At 61.8% G+C, this 23,351-nt stretch carries 20 protein-coding genes; 11 read left to right on the top strand and 9 right to left on the bottom strand.

Annotation, left to right across the window (positions count from 1 at the left end; genetic code table 11):
* Positions 1-5: 5 nt before the first annotated feature.
* Positions 6-638 (bottom strand): TetR/AcrR family transcriptional regulator, encoded by a 633-nt coding sequence (locus QMG79_RS00850; RefSeq protein ID WP_283536680.1) that lies wholly within the window; start codon positions 636-638, stop codon positions 6-8.
* Between the two features lie 69 nt (positions 639-707).
* On the opposite strand from QMG79_RS00850, the gene QMG79_RS00845 reads away from it, so the two are divergent.
* The 9 genes from QMG79_RS00845 (at position 708) to QMG79_RS00805 (ending at position 12,323) form a co-directional block, all read left to right on the top strand.
* On the top strand, positions 708-3,137 hold the full coding sequence (locus tag QMG79_RS00845) for an alpha/beta fold hydrolase (protein ID WP_283536679.1): 2,430 nt from the start codon (positions 708-710) through the stop codon (positions 3,135-3,137).
* Positions 3,138-3,159: 22 nt separating this feature from the next.
* Positions 3,160-4,617: a GuaB1 family IMP dehydrogenase-related protein gene (locus QMG79_RS00840; RefSeq protein ID WP_283536678.1), complete on the top strand. Its 1,458-nt coding sequence runs from the start codon at positions 3,160-3,162 to the stop codon at positions 4,615-4,617.
* A gap of 90 nt (positions 4,618-4,707) precedes the next feature.
* Positions 4,708-6,159 carry a fumarylacetoacetate hydrolase family protein gene (locus QMG79_RS00835; protein WP_283536677.1) on the top strand — a complete coding sequence of 484 codons (1,452 nt, stop codon included), beginning with the start codon at positions 4,708-4,710 and terminating at the stop codon, positions 6,157-6,159.
* Positions 6,156-6,848, top strand: a complete 693-nt coding sequence (locus QMG79_RS00830) for a GntR family transcriptional regulator (protein WP_502934681.1) — start codon at positions 6,156-6,158, stop codon at positions 6,846-6,848. Before QMG79_RS00835 ends, QMG79_RS00830 begins: the two co-directional genes overlap by 4 nt.
* Positions 6,845-8,356, top strand: a complete 1,512-nt coding sequence (gene hpaE / locus QMG79_RS00825) for a 5-carboxymethyl-2-hydroxymuconate semialdehyde dehydrogenase (protein ID WP_283536675.1) — start codon at positions 6,845-6,847, stop codon at positions 8,354-8,356. Before QMG79_RS00830 ends, hpaE begins: the two co-directional genes overlap by 4 nt.
* A gap of 53 nt (positions 8,357-8,409) precedes the next feature.
* A complete protein-coding gene (gene hpaD / locus QMG79_RS00820) occupies positions 8,410-9,483 on the top strand; it encodes a 3,4-dihydroxyphenylacetate 2,3-dioxygenase (RefSeq protein WP_283536674.1) in 1,074 nt (357 codons plus the stop codon).
* Positions 9,484-9,485: 2 nt separating this feature from the next.
* A complete protein-coding gene (gene hpaH, locus QMG79_RS00815) occupies positions 9,486-10,271 on the top strand; it encodes a 2-oxo-hept-4-ene-1,7-dioate hydratase (protein WP_283536673.1) in 786 nt (261 codons plus the stop codon).
* Positions 10,256-11,062 carry an HpcH/HpaI aldolase family protein gene (locus QMG79_RS00810; protein WP_283536672.1) on the top strand — a complete coding sequence of 269 codons (807 nt, stop codon included), beginning with the start codon at positions 10,256-10,258 and terminating at the stop codon, positions 11,060-11,062. Before hpaH ends, QMG79_RS00810 begins: the two co-directional genes overlap by 16 nt.
* A gap of 4 nt (positions 11,063-11,066) precedes the next feature.
* Entirely contained in the window at positions 11,067-12,323 is a 1,257-nt protein-coding gene (locus QMG79_RS00805; protein WP_283536671.1) for a phospholipase D-like domain-containing protein, read from the top strand.
* A 31-nt stretch (positions 12,324-12,354) separates the two neighbouring features.
* Here the strand turns inward: QMG79_RS00805 and QMG79_RS00800 are convergent, their stop codons facing one another.
* Positions 12,355-13,587, bottom strand: a complete 1,233-nt coding sequence (locus QMG79_RS00800; protein ID WP_283536670.1) for a glutaminase — start codon at positions 13,585-13,587, stop codon at positions 12,355-12,357.
* 120 nt (positions 13,588-13,707) lie between these two features.
* Between QMG79_RS00800 and QMG79_RS00795 the strand changes: the two genes are divergently transcribed.
* Entirely contained in the window at positions 13,708-14,970 is a 1,263-nt protein-coding gene (locus QMG79_RS00795) for an MFS transporter (protein ID WP_502934680.1), read from the top strand.
* Here the strand turns inward: QMG79_RS00795 and QMG79_RS00790 are convergent.
* From QMG79_RS00790 to QMG79_RS00765, 6 genes are all read right to left on the bottom strand, one after another.
* Positions 14,953-16,398 carry an HNH endonuclease gene (locus QMG79_RS00790; RefSeq protein WP_283536668.1) on the bottom strand — a complete coding sequence of 482 codons (1,446 nt, stop codon included), beginning with the start codon at positions 16,396-16,398 and terminating at the stop codon, positions 14,953-14,955. The genes QMG79_RS00795 and QMG79_RS00790 overlap by 18 nt on opposite strands.
* Before the next feature lie 88 nt (positions 16,399-16,486).
* Positions 16,487-16,915, bottom strand: a complete 429-nt coding sequence (locus QMG79_RS00785) for a heat shock protein transcriptional repressor HspR (protein WP_283536667.1) — start codon at positions 16,913-16,915, stop codon at positions 16,487-16,489.
* A gap of 15 nt (positions 16,916-16,930) precedes the next feature.
* On the bottom strand, positions 16,931-17,917 hold the full coding sequence (locus QMG79_RS00780) for a DnaJ C-terminal domain-containing protein (protein WP_283536666.1): 987 nt from the start codon (positions 17,915-17,917) through the stop codon (positions 16,931-16,933).
* 212 nt (positions 17,918-18,129) lie between these two features.
* On the bottom strand, positions 18,130-18,723 hold the full coding sequence (locus QMG79_RS00775) for a nucleotide exchange factor GrpE (protein WP_283536665.1): 594 nt from the start codon (positions 18,721-18,723) through the stop codon (positions 18,130-18,132).
* A 2-nt stretch (positions 18,724-18,725) separates the two neighbouring features.
* A complete protein-coding gene (dnaK, locus tag QMG79_RS00770) occupies positions 18,726-20,597 on the bottom strand; it encodes a molecular chaperone DnaK (RefSeq protein WP_283536664.1) in 1,872 nt (623 codons plus the stop codon).
* A gap of 188 nt (positions 20,598-20,785) precedes the next feature.
* Complete coding sequence (locus tag QMG79_RS00765) at positions 20,786-21,859, bottom strand: NAD(P)/FAD-dependent oxidoreductase (RefSeq protein ID WP_283536663.1); 1,074 nt, start codon at positions 21,857-21,859, stop codon at positions 20,786-20,788.
* A gap of 118 nt (positions 21,860-21,977) precedes the next feature.
* On the opposite strand from QMG79_RS00765, the gene QMG79_RS00760 reads away from it, so the two are divergent.
* Entirely contained in the window at positions 21,978-22,595 is a 618-nt protein-coding gene (locus tag QMG79_RS00760) for a helix-turn-helix domain-containing protein (RefSeq protein ID WP_283536662.1), read from the top strand.
* 12 nt (positions 22,596-22,607) lie between these two features.
* On the opposite strand, the gene QMG79_RS00755 is transcribed toward QMG79_RS00760, so the two are convergent.
* Complete coding sequence (locus QMG79_RS00755) at positions 22,608-23,327, bottom strand: EAL domain-containing protein (RefSeq protein ID WP_283536661.1); 720 nt, start codon at positions 23,325-23,327, stop codon at positions 22,608-22,610.
* Positions 23,328-23,351 lie beyond the last annotated feature (24 nt).

Below are 23,351 nucleotides of genomic sequence, written 5' to 3'. Positions count from 1 at the left end.
GGCGGTTATGGGATTTCTGGGTGATCAGATCCGTAGATACTGCGGATCCAGATCGTCGAGAGCACGTCAAGGGCACGGGACTCCGCAACGGTTGGGCTTTCCCGGTTGAGGACTGCGGTGATGACGCGTTCGTTCATGAGGTTCAGACCTACGGCGAGATCATGGGCGTCGATTCCGCCGGGAGCGGCTCCACGCGACTGTTCGGACTGGATCACGCCTGTCGTGAAATCCGCCCAGGACTGCATGGACCTGGACCACAGCGCCCGCACCTCAGCGTTGCGGCCACGTGCCGCGATGGCTGCCGTGGCCACCGCACGGTGGGCCACAAAAACATCAATGAACATGCCGATGGACCGTGTCCAGGCGCCGACCGGGTCGCTCTCGAAGTTGCGGGGAAGCGCTCCAACCTGGCGCTCTACCTGGTCGATTACCCGATCCAGGAGGGCCAGCAGGACCTCGTCCTTGGATGAAAAGTAAAAGTAGAAGGTAGGACGGGAGATACCAGCGCCCTTGGCCAGCTCCTCAATCGAAATATCATCCAGGGCGCGCTCGCCCAGGAGCGCCTCTGCAGTAACGAGGATCGCATCCTGGCGCTCATCGCCTGAAACCCGTTCCGTTCGTCGTCCGCGCTGAACCATGTTCCCATCCTAACCGCATCAATCAACACGGTGTTGACTATCTCGACAAACAGTCGATAACTTGGCCAGATGAGCTCCCATGTTGATGTGTTGATTGTTGGTGCCGGGTTAAGCGGAATCGGCTTTGCCAGCCGGCTCAAACGGGATCTGCCGGGGAAGTCCTTCGCCATCCTTGAATCCCGCAGCGCCGTGGGAGGCACGTGGGATCTCTTCAGATACCCAGGCATCCGTTCCGACAGCGACATGTACACGCTGGGCTACTCGTTCCGGCCATGGATTGGCGCCAAGGCCATTGCCGACGGCAAGTCGATCCGCGAATACATCCAGGCAACAATCGCGGATGAGGATCTGGGGCCCGGAATCCGGCTGAATCACCGGGTCATCGCAGCAGATTGGTCGAGTGAGACAGCGCTGTGGACAGTCACTGCCGTCCGCACGTCTGGCGAAGAATACCGGCTCAACGACGCACCGCTGGACGGCGGGCCCGAGCCCACCGAAGAGACGCTCACTTTCACATGCTCCTTCCTGTCTGTCTGCTCCGGCTACTACCGCTATGACGAGGGTTTCACCCCGGCAATCGAGGGCGCGGATTCTTTTTCAGGGACGATAGTGCACCCTCAGCACTGGCCAGCCACCCTCAATTACGAGGGCAAGCACGTGGTCGTCATTGGCAGCGGTGCTACAGCCGTGACGCTCGTGCCCTCGATGGCGACATCGGCTGCGAAGGTGACCATGCTGCAGCGTTCCCCGACATACATAGCCGCCGTGCCATCCCGGGACCACCTGGCCGACCGCCTCAGGGGCAAGGTGCCTGCACAGCTGGCCTACAACGTCGTGCGGACCAAGAACATTCTGGCCTCGATGCTCACCTACCAGGTCAGCCGACGCCGGCCGGAGACCATGAAGGGCATCCTCCGCAAATCAGCGCTCGCCAAACTACCAGCTGGCTACGCCGTGGACACGCACCTGGCACCGTCGTACCAGCCATGGGACCAGCGGGTGTGCGCCATCCCCAATGGTGATCTTTTCCGCGCCATCAGCGCCGGAACTGCCGAGATTGTGACGGACAAAATCAAGCGGATCACGCCTGGTGGAATTGACCTAGCGTCGGGCGGATCAATCCGGGCCGACGTAATCGTCACCGCCACAGGACTGAACCTGCTTGTCATTGGCGGGATGAAACTGACCGTCGATGCCGAGGCTGTCGATGTGGGGAAGTCGCTGACCTACAAGGGCATGATGCTTGACGGCGTGCCCAACTTTGCGCTCACCATTGGCTACACCAACGCATCGTGGACACTCAAGGCGGATCTGGTGGCTGGCTACATTACGCGGCTGTTGAAAACCATGGACCGCCGGAGCCTGGACTGGGTGGCACCCAAAGCGCCCGCCGGCATTGCCGATGCCGAGCTGACATCCTTGATCGACCTGAAAGCTGGCTACATTCTCCGCGGCGCAGACAAATTGCCGCGCCAGGGTGCCGAATCACCATGGCGACTGCACCAGAACTATATCCAGGACTTCGCCCTGCTCCGGGCTGGCCGGCTGACAGACAACGTCCGGTTCGGGCGGCGCGGCCAGCGGGTGCGGCCCCTGGCGCTGCCCGGTACCGGCTACATCACCGCAGAGGGCACCCGCATGCGCTATCGGAAAACGGGCACCGGAGAGCCCATCCTCCTCCTGCACGGCATTGGGCAGAGCCTCGAGGACTGGAATGAACAGCACGACCGGCTCTCCGCAGGCCACACCGTCTACAGCGTGGATCTGCCGGGATTTGCGTATTCCGAACGTGTCGCAGGGCCTGCAACACTGGCCAAACTGGCCGACGCCCTGCCAGGGTTCCTTGACGCGGTAGGACTCAGGGAACCCTTGCCGGTGATCGGCAATTCGCTCGGCGGGGCTATTGCCATGGCGTTTGCCGCCGCCCACCCCAGCCGCGTATCAGCCCTGATCCTCGCCGACAGCGCCGGTTTCGGTCCGGAAGTAGCTCTTGCCCTTCGCCTGCTGGCGGTGCGGCCGTTTGCGCCAATTCTGATGCGGCCCAGTGCAGCGTCCTCACGCCGCACTGTCCAGTCGATTTTCTATGACAAAACGCTTGTCACCGATGCCCGTGTTGACCAGGCCCTGGCCCTGTCCCGGCGCGCGTCGCACCGCCGGACGGTAATGGAGATTGCCCACGACCTGGGCACCATCTCTGGCATCCGGGAAGAATGGCGTACCGAACTGATCCAGTCCATGGCACAGTCGAAGATTCCGGTACTTGCCGCCTGGGGCGATCACGACCATGTTTTGCCGTTCAGCCAGCTGGCAGAAGCCACCAGGGCCCTCCCCTGGGCGGAATCGTACGTGTTCGCCAACACCGGGCATATGCCCCAGATCGAGCAACCCGATGAGTTTGCCGCAGTGGTTGAGGATTTCCTCCTCCGCTGCCATGAGTCAAGCATTGCACCAGGCCCGGCGGACCCACGTGAGGGCCCAACGGCTCCAGCGCAGGCATGAAATCAGGGATACGCTCGAGTACATGAAGTTTCTCAACGACGTGCGCCCGGCCTATGACCTGACCTACAACGACACGTTCATGGTGCCCTCGCGCTCTGCCATCGCCTCCCGGACAAGCGTCGACCTGACCACCCCGGACGGCATCGGGACCTCGATCCCCCTGGTGGTATCCAACATGACCGCTGTGACGGGGCGGCGAATGGCTGAAACCGTTGCCCGCCGTGGAGGCATCGCCATCTTGCCGCAGGACATCAGCCGTGACGCCGTTAATGACATGGTGGGACAGGTCAAGCGTGCACACACTGTCTTCGAAACGCCGATCACCGTGCAGGCTACCGATGTCGTGGCGACAGCCCTCTCGTTGTTGGGCAAACGTTCCCATGGTGCCGCGGTGGTCCTCAACGGTACCGAACCGGTAGGCATCGTCACGCTTGGCGACTGCCAGGAAGTGGACCGGTTTAGCAGCATTGCCGATGTCATGAGCGAAAATATTGTCACCGCTTCAGCCGACGAGGAACCCCGCGCGGTCTTCGACACCATGGCCGAACGGCACCTGAGCATGGTTCCCGTCCTCGACGGCGGCCGACTCGCCGGAGTCCTGACACGCAAGGGCATCCTCCGCTCCACCATCTACTCCCCCGCCGTCGACCCCCAGGGCCGGCTTATGGTCGGTGGCGCCGTCGGCATCAACGGAGATGTCCGGGCCAAGACAGCAAGCCTGCTTGACTCTGGCGTCGACGTCATTGTTGTGGACACAGCGCATGGCCATCAGGAGAAGATGATCGAGGCGCTGCCGCTGGTCACGGCCGCCCGCGACGAGTTCGCTGAACGTACCGGCCGACGGCTGAAGATTGTCGCCGGAAACGTCGTTGCTGCGAATGGCGTGAAAGACCTGGTCCAGGCTGGAGCGGACATCCTGAAAGTCGGCGTTGGCCCGGGGGCCATGTGTACCACCCGGATGATGACCGGCGTGGGACGGCCACAGTTCTCCGCTGTGCTCGAATGCGCAGCTGCCGCCCTGGAATCAGGCGCCGAGATCTGGGCCGACGGCGGCGTCAAGTATCCGCGTGACGTTGCGCTGGCCCTTGCTGCAGGTGCCGCCAGCGTCATGATCGGCTCCTGGTTCGCGGGAACCCACGAATCCGCCGGCGACCTTGTGGTGGATTCCAGTGGCCGCGCCTACAAGGAAAGCTTCGGCATGGCTTCGGCGCGCGCCGTGCAGAACCGCACCAGGAAACAGTCTGCCTTTGACCGGGCCCGCTCCGGGCTGTTCGAGGAGGGCATCTCGCATTCCCGCATGTACCTGGATCCTGCCCGGCCCGGCGTCGAGGATCTGGTCGACTCCATTATTTCCGGTGTCCGCTCCTCCTTCACCTACGCTGGGGCCGAGTCGATTGCCGAGTTCCGCAGGCGCGCAGTGGTGGGAGTGCAGTCCAGCGCTGGCTACGAAGAGGGCCGACCCCGCGAGACGTCCTGGTAAGCCAGCCGCCTTGGCCCAAGGGGGTTGACGGCAGCAGCTGCAACGCGCATGCTCTTCGTATACGATTTCGTACTCGATGAGGAGTAATTTGTGGAACATGTCACCGAGCATCTTCTGGCTTCGGCGCGCAAGGTCATTGCTGTCCACATCAACTACCCCAGCCGCGCGGAACAGCGCGGCCGCACGCCGGGGCAGCCCTCCTACTTCCTGAAACCGCCCTCCTCGCTGGCCATCTCGGGTTCCGCCGTAGAACGTCCCGCCGGGTGCGAACTGCTTGGCTTCGAAGGCGAGGTTGCCTTGGTCGTTGGCACGCCGGCTCGCCGCGTCTCCGTCGAGGACGCCTGGCGCCACGTTGCCTGGGTGACCGCCAGTAACGACCTCGGCGTCTACGATCTCCGCTATGCGGACAAGGGCTCCAACCTCCGGTCCAAGGGCGGCGACGGCTTTACCCCCATCGGACCCGCCCTGATTCCCGCCGCGACAGTGGATCCCACCCAGTTGCGCATCCGCACCTGGCACAACGGCGCCGTCGTCCAAGATGACACCACAGGAGACCTCCTTTTCCCCTTCGCGCAACTGATCGCGGACCTCTCGCAACTACTCACACTCGAAACTGGCGACATCATCCTCACGGGCACGCCCGCGGGCGCCTCGGTAGCGCACCCCGGCGACGTCGTCGAAATTGAAGTCTCGAGCAAGGACGCCACCACCGGCAGGCTGAGGACACACGTCACAGAGGGTACGACGCCGTTCGCGGACTTTGGTGCCCGTCCCCGGACGGATGACACCCAGCGCGAGGAGGCGTACGGATCACGGAGCGCTGCAGGACTGCCGGAACCCGGCGTGGCCCCCGCGCTGAAGGCAAAGCTTGAAAGCGTCTGCACCGCAACCCTGTCCGCACAGCTGCGCAAGCGGGGCCTGAACAATGTCAGCATTGATGGCCTCTCCGCCACCCGCCCGGACACCCGCGTGGTGGGCCTCGCCAGGACCCTGCGCTACGTGCCCAATCGGGAAGACCTCTTCACCACCCACGGTGGCGGGTTTAATGCCCAAAAACGCGCCATCGATTCAGTAAACCCCGGTGAGATTCTGGTCATGGAGGCACGCGGCGAGAAAGGCACCGGCACCATCGGGGACATTCTGGCCCTTCGCGCCCAGGTACGGGGTGCCGCCGCCATCATTACCGACGGCGGTGTCCGCGACTTTACCGCCGTCGCAGCACTGGATATGCCAAGTTACTTCGGCGCCACCCACCCCGCGGTGCTGGGACGCCGGCATATCCCCTGGGATACCGACATCACCATCGCCTGCGGTGGAACCACTGTCCAACCGGGCGACATCATCGTGGCGGATGCAGACGGAATCCTCGTGATCCCGCCTGCGTTGGCAGACGAGGTAGCCGACGATTCGATAGTCCAGGAACGTGAAGAGACCTTCATTGCGGCCATGGTGGCGCAGGGCAATAGCGTCGATGGCCTCTACCCACTGAATGCTGAATGGCGCAAGAAGTTTGTGGAGTGGGACGCGGGAGAAAAAGCGTGACCGAAGCAACGGAAAGTAAATCGCAGCAGGCATACGCAGCCGTTAAGCAACGCATTGTCCACGGCATCTACACGCCCGGGTATCGGCTGGTCCTGGCCACGATTGCCACCGACCTGGGCGTCAGCGTGGTCCCGGTCCGTGAGGCAATCCGTCGGCTGGAGGCCGAGGGACTGGTGACCTTTGAGCGCAATGTTGGAGCTACGGTGTCCGGCATCGATCCCACCGAATACCAGTACACAATGCAGACCCTGAGCATCGTTGAGGGAGCAGCAACAGGCTTGTCCGCCCAGCTGATGGACAAGGCCGATATTGCCCGTGCCCGGGCAGTCAACAACCGGATGCGGAACTGCCTGGCGGACTTCGATCCCCTGCAGTTCACCGCCCTCAACCAGGAATTCCACAGCATCCTGTTTGAACACTGCCCCAATCCCCACATCCTGGACCTTGTGCAGAGGGGATGGAACCGGCTTGCCGCACTCCGGTCCTCCACGTTTCGCTTTGTCCCCGGGCGTGCCCGGGATTCAGTGAACGAACACGAAAACCTGCTTGTCCTGATCGAACGTGGCGCAGAGCCTGCCCAGATTGAACAGGCAGCCCGACAGCACCGCATAGCCACCTTGGACGCCTATCTAAGACAGGCACCAGGTACCCAGAAAACTCTCAGCACCACCTCAAAGGACAAACAATGACGTCACCTTCTAGGACAGCCACCCATTACGTCCCACAGAACCTGCCAACCCACATCCAGCACTTCATCAACGGCGAATTTGTGGACTCGGTGGGCGGGGAAACCTTCGCTGTGCTGGACCCGGTATCCAACACCGATTACGCCACCGCGGCCGCCGGGCAGCAGGCAGATGTTGACCTGGCCGTAGCCTCGGCACGCGAAGCATTCCGGAACGGGCCATGGCCCAGCATGAAGCCCCGCGAACGTGCCCGGGTCCTGAACAGGATTGCCGACGCGGTCGAAGCCCAGGAAACCCGCCTCGCCGAGCTGGAAACCTTCGACACCGGCCTGCCCATCACGCAGGCCAAGGGCCAGGCTCTGCGGGCCGCGGAAAACTTCCGATTTTTTGCGGACTTGATTGTGGCGCAGTACGACGACGCCATGAAAGTCCCCGGGGCACAGATCAACTACGTGAACCGCAAGCCAATCGGCGTCGCGGGCCTGATCACTCCCTGGAATACCCCTTTTATGCTGGAATCCTGGAAGCTCGCCCCCGCGCTGGCCACCGGAAATACGGTGGTTCTCAAACCGGCCGAATTCACGCCGTTGTCGGCGTCGCTGTGGGCGCAGATATTCAAGGATGCCGGGTTGCCCACCGGAGTCTTCAACCTGGTCAATGGCCTGGGCGAGGAGGCCGGGGACGCACTGGTGAAGCACCCGGATGTTCCCCTGATCTCCTTCACCGGGGAGAGCACCACCGGCCAGACCATTTTCCGCAATGCCGCCACGGGACTCAAGGGCCTCTCCATGGAGCTCGGCGGCAAATCGCCCTGTGTTGTCTTCGCGGACGCGGACCTGGACGCCGCTATCGACTCAGCGCTGTTCGGCGTCTTCTCGCTCAATGGTGAGCGCTGCACCGCCGGGTCACGGATCCTGGTGGAACGCACGGTCTATGAGGAGTTCTGCGAGAAATACGCGGCAAGGGCCAAGAACATTATCGTCGGGGATCCGCACGACCCGGCCACAGAGGTGGGCGCGCTGGTTCACCCCGAGCACTACGCCAAGGTGGCCTCCTACGTGGAAATCGGCAAAACCGAGGGCAGGCTGCTGGCCGGTGGCGGCCGCCCGGACCACCTCCCCACGGGTAACTACATAGCCCCCACTGTTTTTGCCGACGTCGCCCCTGACGCCCGGATCTTCCAGGAGGAAATTTTCGGTCCCGTTGTGTCGATCACGCCTTTTGCGGACGACGCCGAAGCACTGGCCCTCGCGAACAACACCAAATACGGCCTGGCGGCCTACCTCTGGACCCAGGACCTGACGCGCGCCCACACCTTTGCACAGAACATCGAAGCCGGCATGGTCTGGCTGAACAGCCACAATGTCCGGGATCTTCGCACTCCCTTTGGGGGCGTGAAGGCCTCCGGACTGGGGCACGAGGGCGGCTACCGTTCCATTGATTTCTACACGGACCAGCAGGCAGTGCATATCAGCCTGGGCGCAGTCCACACCCCGAAATTCGGCGCCTGACATTCCGCACGCACGTTCGAGGACCCGCACACTTTCAACGAAGAGAGATTCCCATGAGCACTGCCATTGCCAAACCCTCAGTTCCGGCTCCGGACATTGTCCGCTGCGCCTATATGGAAATAGTGGTCACCGACCTTGCTGCATCACGCGCCTTTTACGTTGACCTGCTGGGACTGCACGTCACGGAGGAAGATGAAAACACCATCTACCTGCGCTCCCTGGAGGAATTCATCCACCACAACCTCGTGCTGCGGAAAGGACCCGTGGCAGCTGTCGCCGCCTTCGCCTACAGGGTGAAGTCCCCTGCCGAAGTAGATGCAGCAGAGGCCTACTACCAGGAGCTCGGCTGCCGGACCGAACGCCGGAAGGGCGGCTTCACCAAAGGAATCGGCGATTCCGTCCGGGTGGAGGATCCGCTGGGCTTCCCCTATGAATTCTTCTACGATGCCGAGCACGTGGAGCGCCTGACCCAGCGCTATGACCTCTACTCGGCAGGCGAACTGGTGCGCCTGGACCACTTCAACCAGGTCACGCCCGATGTTCCGCGCGGTCGCAAATACCTGGAAGACCTGGGGTTCCGGGTCTCCGAGGACATCCAGGATTCGGACGGAGTCACGTATGCCGTGTGGATGCACCGCAAGCAGACAGTCCACGACACGGCACTGACTGGCGGGGACGGGCCCAGGATGCACCACGTTGCCTTTGCCACCCACGAAAAACACAACATCATCCAGATCTGCGACAAGATGGGCGCGCTGCGGATGAGCGACAGGATTGAACGCGGTCCCGGACGGCACGGCGTGTCCAACGCCTTCTACCTGTACATCCTTGACCCGGACAACCACCGGATTGAGATCTACACCCAGGACTACTACACGGGCGATCCCGACAACCCCACCATCACCTGGGACGTCCATGACAACCAGCGCCGCGACTGGTGGGGCAATCCCGTGGTTCCGTCGTGGTACAGCGAAGCCTCCCCCGTCCTTGACCTCGATGGCAACGTGCAGCCGCTGACTCTCCGGGAGGACCGGAGCGAAATGGCCGTCACAGTGGGAGCAGACGGATTCTCCTATACCCGTGAACCGGGCGAGGAACGCGGCTTCAAACTCGGAACCCAGCTGTAGCCATGCTGGATCCCACAATCATCGAATCCATTGCCAATGAACTCGTCGAGGCCGGGCGCACGCGAACTCCTGTGCCCCTTCTGACCGCCCGTTATCCAGACATGGAGGTGGCTGACTCCTACGCCGTACAGCGGCTGTGGCGGCGCCGAAACGAAGAAGCCGGGCGGACGTTGGTGGGGCGGAAGATTGGCCTGACGTCCCGCGCCATGCAAATGGCCACCGGCATCACGGAACCCGACTACGGGGCCATTTTTGATGACATGGTCCTCTCCACCGGCTGTGCTGTGGAGTGGGACAAATATACGCATCCGCGGGTCGAAGTGGAGCTGGCGTTTGTGTTAAAAACTGACCTGTCCGGCCCCGGCTGCACGCTCTTCGATGTCCTCAATGCCACGGACTACGTGGTTCCCGCCCTGGAGATCCTGGACTCACGGATCGAGATGGCAGGCCGGACCATCGTGGATACCATCGCTGACAACGCTGCCATGGGCGCCATGGTGGTGGGCGGCACACCCGTGCGGCCAGACGCCGTCGACCTCCGCTGGGTTGCAGCGCTGCTCTACAAAAACCAGACAGTCGAGGAGACGGGTGTGGCAGCTGGGGTACTGGACCATCCCGGCAACGGAGTGCATTGGCTGGCGAACAAGATCGCCGCCCACGGCGACAGCCTCAGGGCTGGCGACATTATCCTGGCCGGCTCGTTTACGCGCCCCATGTGGGTGGCGAAAGGCGATACCGTGCACGCAGATTACGGACCCTTGGGAGCAGTCACATGCCATTTCACGTAACACCAGATGCCACGTTTGCGCAGGTGCTTGCCGCAGCGGACAGGCCCTTGATCGGGATGTGGGTTTGTTCCGGGAGTAGCGTTGCTGCCGAAATTTGCGCTGGATCCGGCCTTGACTGGGTGCTGGTGGACGTAGAGCACAGCCCCAACGGCCTCGAATCTGTCCTGTCGCAACTGCAGGTGATCGGTGCATATCCCGTGACGGCCATGGTCCGGTTGCCTGTCAATGACACAGTACTGATCAAGCAGTACCTGGACCTGGGCGCGCAGAACCTGCTGCTGCCCATGGTCAACTCGGCGCAGGAGGCGCAGGAGGCTGTTGCCGCCACACGGTATCCGCCAGAGGGAGTGCGGGGTGTTGGAGCAGCACTGGCCCGTGCATCGCGGTGGAACCGTATCCCGGACTACCTGGCCCAGGCGGCCGCCACGATCAGCGTCACCGTCCAGATTGAATCGACGACGGCGGTTGAGGCAGTGGAAGACATTCTCGCCGTTGATGGGGTGGATGCCATTTTTGTCGGGCCGTCGGATCTCGCAGCTTCCATGGGTGTGCTGGGACAGCAGGAACACCCGGAGGTGGTGGCCGCCGTCGAACGCTGCCTCGCTGCTGCCGCCACTGCCGGAAAACCAGCTGGCGTGAATGCGTTCAACCCAGGCATGGCCCGCCGCTACATGGCAGCCGGCGCCGCCTTCGTGCTGGTGGGGGCCGACGTTGCGCTTCTGGCCCGCAGTTCGGAGGCGCTGGCAGCAGAATTCATTGCAGCTCCTTCAAAGGAGAGCAGATTAGGCTGAGTCCATGACTAGATTGTTCCCGAACCACACTGCTGGACTGGCCCGGAAAACTGCGAGCCGGTTGGCGCTGGGGTTTCTTGCGCTCCAGGGGGCAGTTATCGCAGGGCTGCTTGCCCTCGATACGATCAAAAAACACAGCAGGCGGAAGCGGAAGGGGTTCCCCCACCCGGGGACCTTCGACCAGGAGATATCAGGCACACAGGTCACAACCTATACCTACGGTGAGGACCTGTACCGGGACATGATCCAGGCCATCAGGGACGCCGAACACACCATCTACATTGAGACCTTCATCTGGAAGGACGACACTACGGGCAGGCAGTTCAAGAATGCCCTTAATGAAGCTGCCGGCCGCGGTGTTGACGTTTTTGTCATCTACGACGGATTCGCCAACCTGGTGGTCCCGCACTCCTTCTTCAGGTTCCACCCGGCCATCCACGTCTATCGCTTCCCCGTGATCCGGCCCTCAATGTTCTTCAAGGCGCTTCGCAGTACCGGACTGGACCACCGCAAAATCCTTGTTGTTGATGACCGCACAGGGTTTGTGGGTGGCTATAACATTGGCTCCCTCTACGCCACTGAATGGCGGGACACGCATCTGAGGCTTGTTGGCCCCTCCGTCTGGGACCTCCGCCAGGCATTTGCGAATGTGTGGAACGCGCATACGTCCACACGCGAAAAGGAAATACCCCACACGGGTCCTGATGTCTGGGAACCACGCATCAGTGCGGTGAATAATATTCCAGCAAATCTGGTCTATCCGATCCGCGGGGTATACCTGGAAGCCATTGACCGGGCACAGGACCATATCTATGTCAGCATGGCCTATTTCATCCCCGATCAGCAGATCCTCCGGGCGCTCCTGGCCGCCAGCGAACGAGGCGTTGACGTTCGGATCATTCTCCCCAAAGACTCAAACCACGTCCTTTCCGACTGGCTGTCACGGGGATTCTACAAGTCACTCCTTGAAGCTGGCGTGACCATCCTGCTCTACCGAAACGCCATGATTCACGCAAAGACAGCCACAATCGACGGCGCATGGTCAACAGTGGGCAGCGCCAATATTGACCGGCTAAGCCTGACAGGCAACTACGAGATCAATCTTGAGATCCACGACGAGGATTTCGCTGCAGATATGCGGAAGATATTTGAGGCAGACAGCAAGAACTGCCAGGTCCTCACCACCGAGGAGTGGCAGCACCGGTCACCGCTGGCCCGATTCAGCGAAACTGTCCTGGTTCCGCTGCGGCCATTGCTGTAGACCTAGTTGTCCGGGTGTCCACCCGGGCGTCCTAGACGAGAACGGGATATTCCCCGTTGCCAAAGTCTGGATCCGGCAGCTTTCCCTCCGGATCGTACAGCCTGATGGCGGAACCATCCTGGTGTAGGCGCCGCATGCCCTCGAGTGTCATGCGGCGGCCCACGTCAGAGAAGGAATCCACGCGGGAGACGTCCAGTGTGGCGCCGCCAAGGCTCTCCGAATCTGTCATCTGGTACAGCAGATTGGATGCCGTGAGGAACTGGACCGTGCCGTGCAGGTGGAAGACTGCGCCATCGTCCGTGAGTTCCTTGACCACGGATTTATCAGTGCTGGGGTCCACGTTGAACAGGTGCATACCCATGTCCGCGGAGAGTCGTTCGAAGATTCGCCGGCCACGCTGGCTATTGCCATGGGTGTCGAGCCTCGGCGAAAATGCACTGATTCCGACCTGGTTGGGGAGCACTCCGACCATCCCGCCGGAGACGCCGCTTTTGGCAGGAATTCCCACTTTGGTCAGCCAATCACCGGCGGAGTCGTACATCCCGGCTCCCGCCATCACGGACATCACCTGGCGGGCCACCTCTGGGCTCATCAGGCGTTCCCCGGTCTGCGGCTGCACACCACCTGCCGCTAACGTTGCAGTCATCATGGACAGGTCACGAACCGAGACCAGTATGCTGCACTGCTTGGTATAGCCAAGGACAGTTTCGTGGACGTCCCCGTCAATAAGGTTGTAATTGCGGAGCATGTGGCCAATGGCAAAATTACGGTCGGCATGCTCAAACTCGGACTGGCACACCTCTTCATCAATTTCGAGCTCCCGGCCGGCCAGGGAAGAGAAGAAACCCAGCAGACGCTGGACCCTGCTCTCACCAGAGCAGCCTTCGCTTCCGACCAGGGAATGGATTGCGATGGCACCGGCATTGATCATCGCGTTCTTGGGACGGTGCGTCTCGCCCTCAAGCGAAAGTTCGTTGAACGCTTCGCCTGATGGTTCGACGTCGACGGTGAGGTCAATGCGCTCAAATCCCCTGTCGATCAGGGCCGCTGCATAGGCAAACGGCTTGGAGATCGACTGAATGGAAAACAGCTCATTGCTGTCCCCTGCCGAGTAGGTTTTGCCGTGGACAGTTGTGACAGCTATTGCCAGGACGTCAGGATCTGCTGCCGCAAGCTGGGGAATGTAATCAGCGACGTTCCCCTGCGAATCATCCCTGACGCCGGATATGACTTCGTCCAAATAATCTGGGATCGGATTCTTCACAGTGTTTCACTCCATCGTTGAGGGCCTTAGGCAAGTCTACGAAGCACTGCACCTTGCCACTACACCGACCCACTGCTAACTTCTTCTTAGCGTGAACGTTCACGTAAACCCTGAAAGCGAATGGATTCCACAGTGTCTGCCGCCCCCACCCTTACTACTGCGCCACTCGCAGCCCGCCGCGCACGGCTCGCTGTCGGCGTCCTCTTCTTCACCAATGGGGCGCTGTTCGCAAACCTCCTGCCCCGCTATCCCGGGATCAAGGCGGATCTTGGGCTGAGCAATGCAGCCTTCGGCACAGCCGTCGCCGCATTCCCGCTCGGTGCGCTGATCGTGGGGCTGAGTGCAGGATTCCTGATTCGCCGTTTCAGGTCATCCCGCGTGGCTGTGACCGGAACCCTTATGACAGGCTTCGGTATCCTCCTAGCCGGAATTGCACCCAACTGGGCTGTCCTGGCGGCAGCCTTTTTCCTTGCCGGCGCCATGGACGCGATCACCGACGTGGCCCAAAATTCGCATGGGCTGCGCGTGCAGCGCCTGTTCGGCCGGTCCATCATCAACTCGTTCCACGCCGTCTGGTCGCTGGGTGCCGTGCTTGGTGGCATCATGGGCGCGGCTGCCGCGGAGCTGGAAATTCCCCTCCCGCTGCACCTTCTTGTCTCAGCCGTTGCCTTTGGAACCGCCGCATGTGCTTTCGCCCGCTTCCTCCTACGTGGACCGGAGACGGAGAGCGCCACTGAGGATCCGACGACGGCAGACAACGGCGCAAAGAATCCCCCACCAACGTCACGGAGTGTGGGCATTGTTGCCCGTTATGGGGTTTTGCTGGCCCTGGTGATCATCGCCTCTGGCGGAGCCATCGTGGAGGACGCCGGCAGTTCCTGGTCTGCCATCTACCTTTCGGTTGATCTGGGATCCAGTGCGTTTGTTGCAGGCCTGGGCTTTATCTCCCTGCAGGGCATGCAGTTTATTGGCCGCCTTCTAGGCGATGGGATGGTGGACCGCTTTGGTCAGCGCGTTGTTGCCCAGGCTGGGGGTATCACCGTATTCGTGGGAATGGGAGCCGCCCTGGCGTTCCCCAGCATCCCGGGCACAGTGATTGGTCTGGGCCTGGCCGGTTTTGGCGTCGCAACCCTCATCCCTGCCGCCATGCACGCAGCGGACGAGCTTCCGGGCTTTCGCCCCGGGGCTGGCCTGACCATTGTTGGCTGGCTCCTGCGCGTGGGGTTCCTGGTGTCCCCGCCTATTGTGGGGCTGATCGCCGACGCCTCTTCACTGAGATTGGGGCTTTTGTTTGTACCGGCAGCAGGGCTCCTCGTCCTGCTTTTCGCCAGGGTCCTGTCCAACCGGACTGCCAGCGCGCTGCTCTCACACCCGCCCCGGTAGGGGCGGCGCTGTGGAGTGATAGGTGTGCCCGGTGGGCGTGGTGAGCCGAGTCCGGTGCCTTGGTCCTGGCGTAGGTTTTGTTTTCCAGTAAGGAAGTTCCTTGGTGTGGTTGCAGGCTTCGCAGAGCCCTGCACCGTTGTCCGGGACGGTGGGTCCGCCCAAATGCCACGGAATAACATGATCAAAATGGCGAATGGGAGCATCGCAGTAGGGTGTGCGGCAGGTTGCGTCGCGGGCTTCGATAAACCGGCGCATCCTGGACGGGAAGAGCCGCGCCCGCGAATCCATGGAGATCAGCTCGCCGGTTCCGGGTGCTGTGTAGAGGCGGCGAACCCAGATTCGAAGATTTTCCCCAGGTCTGGACCTAGTGCTGTGGGTGGCATCAGCGTTACCCACGGCGCTGTGGGTGGCATCAGCGTTACCCACGGCGCTGTGGGTGGCATCAGCGTTACCCGAAGTGCCGTCGGCGTTGTCAGCTGGTGCGGAGTTGACGAGGCTTCGGGCCCACTGTGCCGGAACAACTCCGTAGCCTGCAAGGCGTGCTGGTTCACAATGGCCACGAAGAAGGGTCCGGTCGGTCATGACGAGGCTGATCTGCACTCCAGTGATTCCGCCAGGGGTGCCGGTGACTCGTTCCACCAGCGAATCGGCCATGATCTGACCTCGCGTACGGACCTCGCCCGACGCGCGGGCTGTGTCCGCTTGGCGGGTCAGGGTGGCGTATACAGCCATTCCTTCGGCCACAGGCAGCAAGGCGGTGAGGTAGGTCATGGTGTCCGGTGCTGGACGCAGACTGACACGTCTCTCGGTTGCCGCATGGCTTGCCCGCAGTGCCACGGATCGGCCGTCCCGGCGGTAGGCGGCGGTCCGGGCCGCAGCGATGACTGCGCGGTCACCAAGCCCGTTGAACGTGCTGGCCTCCGGAGCAAGTTCCGCATCGACTGCGGACCGGTCCGCGGCGGAGAGGCATGCCGTTTCCCGCACCAGGAGCGTTGCGCGCCATTCGTTGAGCTGACCTGCGCGGAGGGCGGCCAAAGTGTGTGGCATTTCGGAAACAAGGGCGTTGGCCAGTCCCAGGAGACGGGAACCTCGCGCGGGAGATTCCCGACGGGCGAGTGCTACCTGTGCGGCGACGCCCCGGCCGCGTTCAGCGGCGGGAACACCAGCAAGGGCCTGGTGGTGCCTTTCAAGTGCGTCAAACGAGACAGTGAGGCGTGCCTGGGCCGCCGCGGCAGCAGACTTCAGATCTTCCAGGGCCCGAATCTGATCGATCAGTCCGGGACCTGTCGCGGATGGCAGGATCGCGGCAACCAGCTGACCAAGGCCAGCCACGCCAAAGCCCGCTGTGCCGTGGAGACCGCCGCTCCGGGCGCTGATGGCAGGGGACACTGGAGTTATCAGCGGGAGGAAATCCTGGGTGCTTTCCATGGTTCAATTCTCCCCGGGACCCCAGACATTTTCGAGCGACTTTAGCAAAAAGTGCGGAGAAGTGGGGACCTGCCCAACGTTGATGCGGCTAACGTCCCAACGCTCGTGGTCGCCAGATCACAACAGCCTGCGAACGCGCCCTTGGGCGCTGCCCACGGTTGAGGCTGACAACATCGCCCACCGCAGCTCCCGCCGCGAAGATCCTTGAATCCATCGGGTCCCGGCGCCTTTCCAGCTCATCCGTCAGCTCTTCGACCCGATGCTGCAATGCAGAAACCTGGTTTTCCAGCTCCAGAATGCGCTTGATGCCTTCAAGTGACACGCCCTCTTGGGACAGTCGCTGCACCTCACGGAGCATACTGACATCCCGCTGCGAGTACCGCCTGGATTTACCCGGGGCACGGCTGGGCGAAACGAGCCCCAGCCTGTCGTACTGCCGCAGGGTCTGGGGGTGCATATCAGCCAGGTCGGCCGCCACGGAGATTACGAAGATCGGCTGGTCCGCATTGATGTCCATGGCAGTCTCCCCCCGCTATAGCCGGGCTTTGGCCGCCAGGCCGTCGCGAACACTAGCCCCGGCTGTGGCTTCAGCAAATGCCTTGACCGCCTCTTCGGCGGCCTTGCTTAGGTTGCTCGGCACAGCGATGTCGATAGTCACCAGCAAATCTCCGGTGGCCTTGGATGTCTTGACACCGTGGCCTTTCACCCGAAGTGTGCGTCCGGTCTTCGTCCCTGCAGGAATACGGACCTTAACTGGCTCGCCGTCGAATGTGGGGACCTCAATGTCAGCACCCAACACGGCTTCAGGGAAGGTGACGGGCACATGGATCCGCAGGTTATCGCCGTCGCGGGTATAAAAGTCGTGGGGCTTCACAGACACGGCAACCATCAGGTCACCGCTGCCGGCCGCACCGGGCTGACCCTTCCCCCGGACACGGACTTTCTGGCCATCTTTGATACCCGCGGGCACCCTGACATCAATGACCTCGCCGTTGGGTTCGCGCAGGCCAATGGACGTTCCACGGATGGAGCCGGCGAACGAAATCGATGTGGTCGCGGTCCGGTCCGCACCCTTTTGGGGCTTGCGCTGGAATCCGGTCTGGCCGCCAAATCCACCACCACCAAAGAGGTCAGCGAATTCGGGTGGCAGTCCGCCACCGGCATTGGGGTTATATCCACCGGGGCTGCGGCCACTGCCACCGTTGAAAAGGCCACCGAACATATCCTCGAAACCACCACCGGGTCCAGTGGGCCCGGCACCTCCCTGCGCAAAGCGGGCTCCGCCGCCCATGGCCCTGATGGCGTCGTATTGCTGACGCTCATCGGCGTCGGACAACACAGAATAGGCCTCGGAAATATCCTTGAACTTCTTTTCAGATGCGGCATTCCCGGAGTTGGTGTCCGGGTGGTGCTGGCGCGCAAGTTTCCGGTAGGCCTTCTTGATGTCGGCGTCGGAAGCGTCCTTGGCGACACCAAGGATCGCGTAAAAATCCTTGTCCACCCAATCCTGGCTGGCCATTGGCGTTTCCTTTCTCAAAACTAAAGTTCCACGGCCCTAGGTTCACCTGAGGTGAGGGCCGCCTGGCGGCGGGCGGTTGAAGGACCCCACAAGGGCCTCGGGCCTACCTACGCTGGGTGACCCAGAATCGTAGATCCTGGGTCACCCAGCGTAAGTACGGAGCCCCTCAACCGGACGGCGCGGGGTTGCCGGCGTAACACCGGACGGTGCGCCTAGGCCGGAACGGCCACTATCACCTGTGCAGCCCTAAGCACGCGGTCGCCTGTCTTGTACCCGGTGCGGAGCACCTGGCTGACGGTGTCGAGTTCGACGTCGTCACCTGGCTGCTGGATCAGCGCCTCGTGGATGGTGGGGTCAAAAGCCACACCCGTCTCATCGATGCGGACCAGGTTGTACGTCTTCAACGCGTTCTCAAGCTTGGCGGCGATGGCGGCGAAGGGGCCGTCAGTCAGGTCGCCGTGCTTGCGTGCCGCGTCAACGTCGTCCAGTACCGGGAGCAGGGAGTTCAGGACGCCAACGACGGCCATCTCCCCTGCCACGGCACGGTCCCGCTCCACACGCTTGCGGTAGTTGACGTACTCGGCCTGCAGTCGCAGCAGATCATTCTTGAGTTCTGCTGCTTCTGCGGTGCCGGCACCCTGGGCCACTGAGTCTTCCGCCGGGACCTCGACGCCGTTGAGGATTTCCTCAGCCTGCGCCAGTGCGTCCCTGTCGGAGTCCGCAGGAGTATGTTCCTGAGTGCCCTCGGCGCCTTCTGCCTGGTTCTCCGAAGAGTTGTGCTCTTCCTCGTTACCGTGATGTGGCATGGTTACTTCTTCGTTTCGTCTTCGTCGATGATTTCAGCGTCGACGATGTCCTCGTCGGCTGCTTTCTCGCCTGAAGCACCCTCGGCGCCTTCTGCACCTTCAGTGGGAGCGCCGTCGGCAGCTGCACCCTGGGCGTAGATTGCCTCGCCCAGCTTGCCCTGGGAAGCCTGCAGCTTCTCGAAGGCAGTCTTCACAGCTGCATCGTCGGTGCCCTCAAGTGCCTTCTTGAGCTCGTCGACATCGGCCTGGACCTCTGTCTTGACCTCTTCGGGCAGCTTGTCGGCGTTGTCAGCGATCAGCTTGTCCACGGAGTAGGCGAGCTGTTCGGCGGTGTTGCGGGTGTCGGTGGCCTCGCGGCGAGCCTTATCCTCTGATGCGTGCTCTTCGGCGTCCTTGACCATGCGGTCAATGTCTTCCTTGGAGAGGCTGGAACCGCCCGTGATGGTCATGGACTGCTCCTTGCCCGTGCCCTTGTCCTTCGCGGACACGTGGACAATGCCGTTGGCATCGATGTCGAAGGTGACCTCGACCTGCGGAATGCCGCGCGGAGCAGGAGCAATACCTGTCAGTTCAAACGTGCCCAGCGGCTTGTTGTCGCGGGTGAATTCACGTTCGCCCTGGAAGACCTGGATAGCCACGGAGGGCTGGTTGTCATCCGCGGTGGTGAAGGTCTCGCTGCGCTTGGTGGGGATCGCCGTGTTGCGCTCGATCAGGTGCGTCATCACACCACCCTTGGTTTCAATACCGAGGGACAGCGGGGTGACGTCGATCAGGAGAACGTCCTTGCGCTCGCCCTTCAACACGCCTGCCTGGAGGGCTGCGCCTACGGCGACGACCTCATCCGGGTTGACGCCCTTGTTGGGCTCCTTGCCGCCGGCCAGTTCCTTGACCAGTTCGGTCACGGCTGGCATACGGGTGGAACCGCCGACCATGACGATGTGGTCGATCTCGGAGAGCTTGATGCCGGCCTGCTTGATGACATCGTTGAACGGCTTCTTGGTGCGCTCCAGGAGATCCTTGGTGAGGTCCTGGAACTTGGCGCGGGTGAGCTGCTCGTCCAGGTGGACCGGGCCGTCAGCGGTGACCGAGAGGTACTGCAGGGAAACGTTGGTGCTGGTGGCCGAGGAGAGTTCCTTCTTGGCCTGCTCAGCGGTTTCGCGGAGGCGCTGCAGGGCGATCTTGTCCTTGGAGAGATCGATTCCCTTCACCTTGAGCTGGTTCAGCAGGTAATCCACAATGCGCTGGTCCCAGTCATCGCCGCCGAGTCGGTTGTCACCGGACGTAGCGCGGACCTGGATGGTGGAGAAGTCGTCTTCATCCTTGCCAACTTCGAGGAGGGAAACATCGAACGTTCCGCCGCCGAGGTCGAAGACAAGGATGAGCTCATCTTCCTTGCCCTTGTCCAAGCCGTAGGCGAGTGCTGCCGCGGTGGGCTCGTTGACAATACGAAGGACCTTGAGGCCAGCGATTTCGCCGGCTTCCTTTGTGGCCTGACGCTCGGCGTCGTTGAAGTAGGCAGGCACGGTGATGACTGCGTCGGTGACTTTTTCACCCAGGTAGGACTCGGCGTCGTTCTTCAGCTTCATCAGCGTACGAGCAGAAATTTCCTGCGCGGTGTACTTCTTGCCATCAATCTCGGTGGTCCAGTCAGTGCCCATGTGGCGCTTGACGGAGGAGAAGGTGCGATCGATGTTGTTGACGGCCTGGCGCTTGGCAATTTCGCCAACCAGGACTTCACCGGTCTTGGAGAACGCAACGACGGACGGCGTGGTGCGACCACCCTCGGCGTTGGCAATTACGGTGGGCTCGCCACCTTCGAGAACGGAGACGACGGAGTTGGTTGTTCCGAGGTCAATACCTACTGCACGTGACATGTGTTGCTTCCTTCTTTCCTTGGAAACTTGCTGGCGCCCGACTGTTGAGCGTCTTGCACTCAACTTTACTCAGGCGCCCCGAGATGTCAATCCGAAGTTGAGCGGACTACGCTCAACTTCGGATTTCCAGTGGGTAAAGTACGACGGCGAAAGGGGCCTGAATGCCGGAATTCCGCGATTCTTGACGTTCAGAAACCCGTGTTCCGCTGTGGGAGAACTGTTGGGGACGAGCCACTGGCCAATGGCGCAGACTCCAAGCCATGGCCCCGGCCACCCAGGACCACCCTTGCAACGGCGGCCTCCGAGGCGGCCGAAAAGACGCCAAAATGCCCCTCAACGGCCCAGCGGGTTTCCTCCTCGATGAGGTCTGCGTTGATCCTGGTCCCAGCCGTGACTCCTTCTGCTGCCGACGTGACAACCTGGGCCATGAGGTTGGAGACGTTCCCCGCCGCATAGACGCCCCGCACCGCGGTCATTCCCGTTGCATCAGCGTCAATAGCGTCGCCAACTCCCAGGGGGTGCTCCTGCGCATCCAGGCCCAGGGATTCCAGGAATCCAGCCCTGGCCTCCATCCGCGATCCGACAGCCAGGGCCTCGACCCCAAACGCCATCCGCTGACCCACAGTGACACCAGCAAGGACGCCGTCGGGAGCATCAATCGAGGTCACCGCGCCATCCACGACCCGAATATTCCGGGCGGCCAACTTTTCCCATTCCTCGTCGGCAGGGTCCACCGAGTCGTTGAGGAAGAGGGTGATATCCGGAGACCACTGCCGGAACATCAGCGCCTGGTGAACCGAGAGTGGACCAGTGCCGAGGACGCCAATTCGCTGGCCCCTGATTTCCCAGCCATGGCAGTATGGGCAGTGAACAACACCCTTACCCCACTGCTCCCGCAACCCCTTGATTGCCGGCAACACATCCGTCAACCCCGTGGTGATGAGTAGTCGCCTCGCTGAAAATTGGCGGGCATCGCCAAGCGTCACAGCAAACCCGTCAGGCGTGCGTCGGGCCGAGACAGCCGCCCCGTCAATGATCGCCGCCCCATAGGAGAGTACTTCAGCGCGCCCGATCGACAGGAACTCGGCCGGGCTCATACCGTCCCTTGAGAGGTATCCGTGAATACCTGCCGCAGGCCCATTCCGGGGGCTGCCCGAATCGATAACGAGCACGGATCGCAGTGCCCTGCTGAGCGTCGTGGCTGCGCTGAGCCCCGCAGGACCGCCGCCCACAATGATGACGTCGAATCGAGTGATATCCATTTTTGTCTTTCGCTTTCACCAGGGAGCCGGCCGCCGATGAACTCATGGCGGTAACACCAGCCTCAAACACAATCCTGATTTTTGGCAAAGTTTTTTGCCACTATGGCAAACTGGACCCATGACTAGCGAACTGGACGGCATACTTGGCGCCGTAGGCCACCGCCTCCGCGCCCTCCGCACCGAAAAAAACCTCACGCTCGGGGAAGTGGCCGCAGCCTCTGGAGTGTCGATCAGCACGCTCTCCCGCCTTGAATCAGGCCAACGAAAACCGAACCTGGAACTGCTGCTCCCGCTTGCGCGTCTGTACGGCGTTCCGTTGGATGATTTGGTGGGAGCACCCCTCACAGGGGATCCGCGCATTCACCTGCAACCGATCTCCCACGGTGGGATGACAGCTGTACCACTGACGCGCCGCCCAGGCGGACTCCAGGCCTACAAAATGGTCCTGGCTGGCGAGGCACGCGGGACCGAGCCAAGCCTCCAGGTCCATGAGGGGTATGAATGGGTCTACGTCCTCAATGGACGGCTGCGGCTTGTCCTTGGCGACAAGGACTTCGAACTCCGCCCTGGCGAGGCTGCGGAATTCGACACCCATACGCCCCATTGGCTTGCGAGCGCGGACGGCAACACGGTCGAGTTCATCAGCCTTTTTGGCCAACAGGGCGAGCGGATGCACGTGCGTGCGCGGCCCAAGGCACCCTCACCGCAGTCACAAGGACGAAATACCCGGGGCTGACCACCCGTTCATCTACCAGGAGACGCCTGCGGTTACGGGAACCGGTACGGACCGTACAGCGGGGAGCTCCTCAAAGGCTGGCCTCGCAAACCAGTACCCCTGGAAGAGGCGGATTCCCGATTCACGCAGTATCAGGAATTCTTCCTGGGTCTCAATACCCTCCGCGAGGACCGTAATATCCAGTTCCGCGGCAATCCCGACGATGCCCCGCACAACAGCCTGTCGGGCCGGGCTTGAGTCAATTCCGCGAACCAGTTTCATGTCAATCTTTATCAGGTCCGGCTGGAAGTCCGCAAGGAGGCCCAACCCTGCGTGCCCAGCGCCGAAGTCATCAATCGCTGTGGTGAATCCGTGCTTGCGGTACTCAGTGATGATGTTCTCGAGGTGGGCGGTATCCAGCACCTCTTCGTTCTCCGTGAACTCGAACATGATCGCCGACGTCGGAAAGTTGCATCGTCCCGCCGCCAGAAGTGTTGCCCGAAGACACGCAGCTGGCTCGTAAACCGCATTGGGCATGAAGTTGATGGACAGCATCAACTCTTCGTCCGCCGGGAAAAGTCGGGCTGCCAACTCGATTGCCTTGACGCGACAGTCCTGGTCGAAACGGTACTTCTGCTTGGCGGAGACCTTGGACAGGACGTCGAAAGCGCCCTCACCAGCCAAGCCTCTGACCAAGGCCTCATATCCCCACACACGGTCGGCAACCGCATCATAGATCGGCTGGAAAGCCATGCTGAAATCAAAGTCGAGCGGTGA

Origin of the sequence: Pseudarthrobacter sp. PS3-L1, assembly GCF_030063285.1 — a bacterium.
Classification (GTDB): Bacteria; Actinomycetota; Actinomycetes; order Actinomycetales; family Micrococcaceae; genus Arthrobacter.
Note: the sequence above shows the minus strand (reverse complement) of the source record. Positions and strands in the feature narration are given on the sequence as shown.